The sequence below is a fragment of the Microvirga calopogonii genome (assembly GCF_003347665.1).
Taxonomy (GTDB): Bacteria; Pseudomonadota; Alphaproteobacteria; order Rhizobiales; family Beijerinckiaceae; genus Microvirga; species Microvirga calopogonii.
Genome location: NZ_QDGA01000173.1, coordinates 1 through 6,812, shown reverse-complemented (window position 1 = coordinate 6,812; position 6,812 = coordinate 1). Strand labels below are relative to the sequence as shown.

Below are 6,812 nucleotides of genomic sequence, written 5' to 3'. Positions count from 1 at the left end.
TTGGGGCGATCCGCCACCGGCCCGGACAGCACCTCCTCGGCAACTGCGAGGGCGCACGCGGCTTTGACCGGAACCGGGCCCGGCGCGACGGATGTCCGCAGCGCCGCGACCCCGCCTGCCATGAAAGCACTGCGCCAGAGGCGCACCGTATCCTCGCGCACCCCGAAGGCCTCGGCGATCCGCGGGCTCGTCCAGCCCGCCAGGGTCAGGAGGATCGCCCGGGCCCGATCCGCCTCGCCGCGATCCCGCGACCGGCTGAGTTCCTCCAGTTCGCGTCGTTGCTCGCTACTCGCCACAACCGGGGACCTGCCTGCCATGATCCGCCTCCCGCATCCGTTCACGCGATGGAATCATGCGCAGCATCCGTTGGCTACCCCGCTGAAACCTGCTTAGTCCTGTGCCACAGGAATCATGCAGGGTAGAGCTCGGCAAAATCCTTGGTCGTCCGATGTGCCGTCACCTCCACATGGTGCCAGCCCGCCAGCGGCTCAAAGCACAGGAACAGGTTGGCTGTGCCCTGCCGTTGGTACTCATACTCTACTCGTGCAGAGCGGCCGGGAGCCGCCGGTTGGGGAGCACGCTTGTCAGCGCAATTCTCGGACAGCGTCCGTCGGCTGCTGTGCACCCAGCTGAACAGCAACCGCTGCTCGGCAGAGGACATGGCCGACCGGCTGGCCATGCACCGCCGCGCCCTCTGTCCCTGATTGAGGGGCAGGGGCAGGGGCACCAGATGATCGCCAATGAAATCCGGTTTGAAATTGCCCAACGTTTGCTGGAGGAGACCGAGGTGCCGCTCGGAGAGATCGCGTCGACGCCGGGTTGTTCCGGGGCGAGCGCCTTCACTCGCGCCCTCCGGCGCTAGATCCTCGGCGCAGAGGATTTGACGGGTTGGGGATGGCGGAGAAGGGGCAGGCCTTCAGGGGCGACCAACACCTCGATGCTTCGCGCCACTCCGGGCTGGCGGCGGATCAAGCCGGCGCGCTCCAAGGTCAGGATCATCTGGTGCACGGAAGGCGGCGTGACCTGGAAATGGCGCTGCATGTCGGTTTCGGCCGGAGGGCGGCCATGGACGCGCGTATAGGCATCAATGAAGGCCAGGTACTGGCCCTGCCGGTCGGTGAAGCTGTTCTCAGACATCCGCCACACGCTCGATTCAGCGGCTGATTCATCTCGGCCTCTCACACGGGAGGCCGAGATGAACATACGCTACCGGGTTGACCTGAGCGAGACCGAACGCGCCACACTCCAGGCGATGCTCAGCGGCGGCAAGCAGGCCGCCCGCACGCTCAAGCGCGCCCAGATCCTGCTGGCGGCGGATTGTGGCGTCGCCGATGAGGACATCGCCACGAGCGTGGCGGTCGGCGGCTCGACCGTGTACCGCACCAAGCGCCGCTTCGTGGAGGGCAACCTGGAGCGGGCCCTCAGCGAGGAGCCCCGTCCCGGCGCCGCCCGCAAGCTCTCAGGCCCGGAGGAGGCGCTGCTGGTGGCGACCGCCTGCTCCCGCCCGCCGGCAGGCCGGGCCCGCTGGACGCTGGAGCTCCTGGCCGGCGAGATGGTGCGGTTGACCCAACATGAGAGCCTGTCGCGCGAGACGGTGCGCCGGCGTTTGGCTGAAAACGCGCTCAAGCCCTGGCAGCGGAAGATGTGGTGCGTGCCGAAGATCGATGGCGACTACGTCGCCCGCATGGAGGACGTGCTCGACCTCTATGCTGAGGGGCCTGATCCGATGCGGCCAGTGGTGTGCTTCGATGAGAGCCCGATCCAGCTCATCGGCGAGACGCGTCAGCCGCTCCCGGCCGCACCGGGACAGGTCGAGCGCATCGACTACGAGTACCGCCGCTGTGGCACGGTGAACCTGTTCGTGATGGTGGATGCGCACCGGCCCTGGCGCAAAGTGAGCGTCACGGATCGCCGGACGGCCAAGGACTTTGCTGGGTGCATGCGCGAGCTGGTGGATGTCGACTACCCGCAGGCCGAGCGGATCCGGGTGGTGATGGACAATCTGTCGACGCACACGCCCGGCGCGCTCTATGAGGCTTTCCCGGCCCCGGAAGCGCATCGCCTCCTGCGACGGCTGGAGTTCCACTTCACCCCCAAGCACGCGAGTTGGTTGAACATGGTCGAAATCGAGATCGGGGTGCTGAAAGGCCAGTGCCTGGACCGGCGGATCGACACGCGCGAGGGGCTTGAGCGGGAAATCGCGGCTTGGGAGCGCGAGCGCAACGCCGCCGGCGCACGCATCACCTGGATGTTCACGACCGAGAAGGCCCGCACCAAGATGGGCCGAGCCTATCCCAACACCGCTCCGAAAGAGCCACCCGCCAAACAGTCATAATCCCTGTGCCGAGGATCTAGTCGGGCCAGACGCCGAAGGCATGGCACGATTATTTATCTCCGGCGAGGCCCCTCCAGCCGCTGCTAATGGCCTATGTAAGAAACTTTACGGCATTCGGGCATTTTCCCAGTCGGCCAGGAACCGAGGGAGCCAAATCAAACATCCGAAAAGAATATATTGTTGCGGCATAGTCGGCCTGTTCTTCTCAACCTCGTCCGGAAGTTGGCGGAACTCGCTACCCCAGTGGCGCGCCATGCACTTGCCGATCGTAGTGCCGGCCTTCACGTCAAGGGCCTCAAAAAGCGAAGTGGCCCCATGCCGCCGTCATGCGTGCGCTGCTCGGCTTGCCTGGCGCATCGGCAACAGAACCTCGCTGCGGGCGAGCGCCTAGATCTGAGACTTCCCGTCACCACACGGCAACAGCGCATGATCGGGTGGATTGAGCAAGAGCCCAACGATGTCTCGCCCCCCCTTTTCAACCGGCGCTTGCCTAACATCTCCCCATTACCCAAGCGCAGATGATGTTCATTCCCCGTAAAGACGTCAACCAGACTCAGCGCCGTAGAAGCTGCATCGTTGTCCGTGCCTCCCAGCTTTGGCGTTCGAGTTCCGGCGTGTCATCGGTGTGAGCAGGATAACCTAGACACAGGTAACCGATTAACGTCCAGTGCGAAGGTACCTCCACAATCGTGGCAACGGTGGCAGGATCCAGGATGGATACCCACCCGACTCCAATCCCTTCGGCTCGCGCCGCCAGCCATAGGGTATGGCTGGCCATCACTACCGAATACTGTAAAGTCTCCGGCATGGTGCGCTGGCCCAGGCCATGACCTCGCAGCGTGGTGCCATCGGAAAATACGGCCAGATGAACCGGCGCCTCCCGCAACCCGGCCAGCTTGAGTCTGGCATAAGTCTGAGCCCGCTCCACAGGTTCATTCATCAGGGCCTGCGCGTTGCAAACCTCGAAATTCTGGACGATGGCGGCCCGCCGCTGCGGATCCTCAACGAGAACGAAGCGCCAAGGCTGGCTCAGGCCCACCGAAGGTGCGAGATGAGCCAGTTCAAGCAGATACGTGAGCACGTCTGGCGAGACCGGAGTTGACCGGAAGTGACGAACATCCCGGCGCCAGACAAACAGCTCGCGAAGCTGATGGCGGAACTCCTGCGTAAAGTCAGGGGTAAACTGTGAATGTTCGGCTTTCATACAGGCTCTTTGGATTATGGAGTTGCTTCAGTCGTTGAGGCATTTTTCTGTCTGTCCGGTCAGCCTTTTGTGCGCATCTCGCGGATCGTGAGCAGCCGTTTCACGCGATGGTGAGCGGTCGCGTCGGCCGACGTGGTGATGGAGTCAGGAGTTTTGGCTGCCGTCAAGAGGACGGCTCTGGCGTTCTGCTTTCTCATGCTTTCTCCGGTGAGTTGAAGGCGGTGGGCGTTGTGGACAAGACGATCCAAAATGGCATCTCCAAGAGTGGGATCCCCGAACACTACAGAATGCCTCGATCCTTGATCGGCTCGTTTCTCATGTGACGATCATCGATCCTCGACACGCGCTGAGCGGACAGCACTTCGACCCCGTGTCCATGCACTCCCCGCGCGGAGCCTCGTTTGTCGTCATTGCCCTGCCCGATGGCCGTCGGCGCTCCATTCGCCGCTCCATCACCGATTTGGCTGCGGCCGGCGACGGCGAGCATCCAGGCACGGCGGATGAGACCCTGCGGGTCAGCATTCGCACCCTGCTCCCACTGGCGCAGCATTTGGCCACCATGATCACCGCATCTGAACAGAGGGTGATCCACCATGGCCCAACGCTGTCCCTTGAACCGGAAGCCCGCTTCTCCGACCAGGCTGCACCTGCACCGCTCTCGGCACCACCGATCCGGCCGTGGCCGAACCTCCCTGCGGATTCCGATTCAATCCGGACGGGGATTCCGATTTGACGCCGGACAGCATTCCGGAATGAAGCCGGACACCGTTCCGATCAATTACCGGACACTTTCCCCACTCTGATGATCCCCTGGGTCAGCAACTCGGGCATCACCCTCCTCACGTCATCGAGGAGAATGGAATGCCCGCCAAGAGGAAGCTGACCATGAGACAGTTGAGACAGATGCTGCGCCTGGCCCGGGACGGCATCAGCGTGCGTGACATCGCCGAGAGGCTCGGGATCGCGCGCAGCACCGTCCAGGAGAACCTCAAGCGCGCCGAGCAGGCCGGCTTGAGCTGGCCCTTGCCCGGCGACCTGACCGACGAGGCCCTGGAGAACAGGCTTTTCGCCCGCGCCGGCGTCAAGCAGGGACAGCGCCGGCGGCCCGAGCCCCACTGGGCCGAAGCCATCGTCGAATTGAAGAAGCCCGGCGTCACCCTGCAAATCCTCTGGGAGGAGTACCGGGCCGTCCATTCCAACGGCTATGGCTACAGCCGCTTCTGCGAGCTCTTCCGCTCGTTTGAGAGCCGGCTCTCGCCGACCATGCGCCAGGACCATATTGCCGGCGACAAAGTGTTCGTCGACTATTCCGGCAAGAAGATCGCCATCGTTGATTCCGACACCGGCGAGATCCGCCAGGCCGAGATCTTCGTCGCCGTGCTCGGCGCCTCCAACTTCACCTACGCTGAGGCGACCTGGACCCAGTCCCTGCCGGACTGGATTGGCGCGCATGGGCGCATGTTCCGCGTCTTCGGCGGCGTTCCGCGCCTGATCGTGCCGGACAATCTCAAGTCAGGGGTCAACCGGGCCTCGTTCTACGATCCCGAGATCAACCGCAGCTACGGCATGATGGCCGCGCATTACGGCATCGGCATCCTGCCGGCGCGGCCACGAAAGCCCAAGGACAAAGCCAAAGTGGAGAATGGCGTGCGCTTTGCCCAGACCTGCATTCTCGGACGGCTGCGGCACCAGACTTTCTTCTCGCTGGCCGAAGCCAATGCGGCGATTGCCGGCGCGTGCGAGCGCATCAACGATCATGTCGTGCGCCGCCTCGGGGTCAGCCGCCGGCATCTCTTCGAGACGATGGAGCGCCCGGCGCTCGCGCCGCTGCCGGGCGACGACTACGAGTTCGCCGAATGGCGCTTCGTGCGGGTCGGCACGGACTATCACGTCGAGTACGACGGCTTCTTCTATTCGGTTCCGCACGGCCTGATCCGCGCGCAGGTCGACCTGCGGGCCACCAGCCGCACGATCGAGATCTTCCACCGCGGCCAGCGCGTGGCAACCCATCAGCGCCGCTACGGTGGGCGCCGGCACGGCACCGACCCGGACCACATGCCGAGTTCCCATCGGCGCTATGCCGACTGGACCCCGGAGCGCTTCCGCCGTTGGGCGGCGTCCGTCGGCCCTCAGACGGAAGGTCTGATCACGGCTATTCTGGCGCGCCGCCCGCATCCTGAGCAGGGCTTCCGGACTTGCCTCGGGGTTCTGCGCCTGTTGCGCGATCTCGAACCCGCTCGCGCTGAAGCGGTGTCGGCCCGCGCTCTCCAGATCGGGGCGCTCACCTCCAAGAGCATCGCCTCGATCCTGGCCAACCGCCTGGCCGCCCAACCCGCCCGCGACCCCGAGCCCACCGCCATTCTGGAGCACGCCAACCTGCGCGGCCCCGGCTACTTCCACTAAGGAGATCCTGCATGTTGACCCATCCCACTCTCGCTCTGCTGGCCGATCTTGGTCTTCACGGCATGGCCAGTGCCTTCAAGGCTCTGCAATCCCAGCCCGAGGCTCGGGCTCTCGAGCATGGCGACTGGCTTGCACTGCTGCTCGAACGCGAGGCGACGCTGCGCTGTCAGAAGCGGTTTGAGAGCCGGGCGCGGGCGGCCCGCCTGCGCCATGACGCGCATGTCGAGGATGTCGACTTCAGGGCGGCGCGCGGTCTCGACCGCGGGCTCTTTCTCAAGCTGGCCGGCTGCGATTGGATCCGTGAACGACGCGGGCTCCTGCTGACCGGACCAGCCGGGGTCGGCAAAAGCTGGTTGGCCTGCGCGCTGGGCCAGAAGGCGTGCCGGGAGGACTTCTCGGTCGCTTATCACCGTGCCCCGCGGCTGTTTGCGGCGCTTGGTCTGGCCCGCGGGGACGGCCGCTACGCGCGCATGCTCAAGGCGCTGGCCCGCGTGGATCTTCTCATCCTTGATGATTGGGGGCCCGAGAAGCTCGCTGACGATCAGCGGCGGGATCTGCTGGAGATCGTCGAGGACCGGTACGAGCGGCGCTCCACCATCGTGACGAGCCAGATCCCGGTCGACCGCTGGTATGAGATCATCGGCAATCCGACCATCGCCGATGCGATCCTGGATCGCCTGGTCCACAATGCTTACAGGATTGAACTGTCCGGCGAGAGCCTGCGCAAGCAGCGCTCCCCGGCCGCTGCATCATCGTCCGATTGACGACCGGCCAATCCCACTCCACCATCTCCCATGACCCAGGATCAAACGAGGAGAGTGTCCGGCTTCAGATCGGAACGCTGTCCGGAATGAAATCGGAATGGGTGTC

Annotated in this window: 8 protein-coding genes and 1 pseudogene; 4 read left to right on the top strand and 5 right to left on the bottom strand. The window is 64.5% G+C overall.

Translation table 11 applies throughout. The annotated features are described in order from the left end of the window. Positions 1-317 (bottom strand): helix-turn-helix domain-containing protein (locus DDF70_RS34860; RefSeq protein WP_162820892.1); only part of this gene is annotated, 317 nt, incomplete at its 3' end. A 413-nt stretch (positions 318-730) separates the two neighbouring features. Between DDF70_RS34860 and DDF70_RS38940 the strand changes: the two genes are divergently transcribed. Continuing rightward, positions 731-862, top strand: coding sequence for a hypothetical protein (locus tag DDF70_RS38940; protein WP_262266221.1), 132 nt, complete (start codon positions 731-733; stop codon positions 860-862). On the opposite strand, the gene DDF70_RS34850 is transcribed toward DDF70_RS38940, so the two are convergent. Beyond that, positions 859-1,137: a LexA family protein gene (locus tag DDF70_RS34850; RefSeq protein ID WP_114949093.1), complete on the bottom strand. Its 279-nt coding sequence runs from the start codon at positions 1,135-1,137 to the stop codon at positions 859-861. The genes DDF70_RS38940 and DDF70_RS34850 overlap by 4 nt on opposite strands. Positions 1,138-1,195: 58 nt before the next feature. Between DDF70_RS34850 and DDF70_RS34845 the strand changes: the two genes are divergently transcribed. Continuing rightward, positions 1,196-2,335, top strand: coding sequence for an IS630 family transposase (locus tag DDF70_RS34845; protein ID WP_114949092.1), 1,140 nt, complete (start codon positions 1,196-1,198; stop codon positions 2,333-2,335). Positions 2,336-2,888: 553 nt separating this feature from the next. Here the strand turns inward: DDF70_RS34845 and bluB are convergent. The 3 genes and pseudogenes from bluB to DDF70_RS34825 all read right to left on the bottom strand — a co-directional run bounded on the left by bluB (position 2,889) and on the right by DDF70_RS34825 (position 4,089). Continuing rightward, positions 2,889-3,539, bottom strand: coding sequence for a 5,6-dimethylbenzimidazole synthase (bluB, locus tag DDF70_RS34835; protein ID WP_114949090.1), 651 nt, complete (start codon positions 3,537-3,539; stop codon positions 2,889-2,891). 59 nt (positions 3,540-3,598) lie between these two features. After that, positions 3,599-3,820: pseudogene (locus tag DDF70_RS34830) on the bottom strand (ATP-binding protein); the annotation flags it as partial. Then, positions 3,820-4,089: a hypothetical protein gene (locus DDF70_RS34825; protein ID WP_114949089.1), complete on the bottom strand. Its 270-nt coding sequence runs from the start codon at positions 4,087-4,089 to the stop codon at positions 3,820-3,822. The pseudogene DDF70_RS34830 and the gene DDF70_RS34825, both read right to left, overlap by 1 nt. Positions 4,090-4,400: 311 nt before the next feature. Here DDF70_RS34825 and istA point away from each other — a divergent pair, with 311 nt between their 5' ends. Then, a complete protein-coding gene (gene istA, locus DDF70_RS34820; RefSeq protein ID WP_281024360.1) occupies positions 4,401-5,942 on the top strand; it encodes an IS21 family transposase in 1,542 nt (513 codons plus the stop codon). An 11-nt stretch (positions 5,943-5,953) separates the two neighbouring features. Beyond that, entirely contained in the window at positions 5,954-6,706 is a 753-nt protein-coding gene (istB, locus tag DDF70_RS34815) for an IS21-like element helper ATPase IstB (protein ID WP_114945129.1), read from the top strand. The last annotated feature ends 106 nt before the right edge of the window (positions 6,707-6,812 follow it).

Bases quoted from the DNA above. Each gene is read 5' to 3' on its own strand.
- DDF70_RS38940 (WP_262266221.1), top strand. From the start codon at position 731: ATGATCGCCAATGAAATCCGGTTTGAAATTGCCCAACGTTTGCTGGAG.
- DDF70_RS34850 (WP_114949093.1), bottom strand. From the start codon at position 1,137: ATGTCTGAGAACAGCTTCACCGACCGGCAGGGCCAGTACCTGGCCTTC.
- DDF70_RS34845 (WP_114949092.1), top strand. From the start codon at position 1,196: ATGAACATACGCTACCGGGTTGACCTGAGCGAGACCGAACGCGCCACA.
- bluB (WP_114949090.1), bottom strand. From the start codon at position 3,539: ATGAAAGCCGAACATTCACAGTTTACCCCTGACTTTACGCAGGAGTTC.
- DDF70_RS34825 (WP_114949089.1), bottom strand. From the start codon at position 4,089: ATGCTGCGCCAGTGGGAGCAGGGTGCGAATGCTGACCCGCAGGGTCTC.
- istA (WP_281024360.1), top strand. From the start codon at position 4,401: ATGCCCGCCAAGAGGAAGCTGACCATGAGACAGTTGAGACAGATGCTG.
- istB (WP_114945129.1), top strand. From the start codon at position 5,954: ATGTTGACCCATCCCACTCTCGCTCTGCTGGCCGATCTTGGTCTTCAC.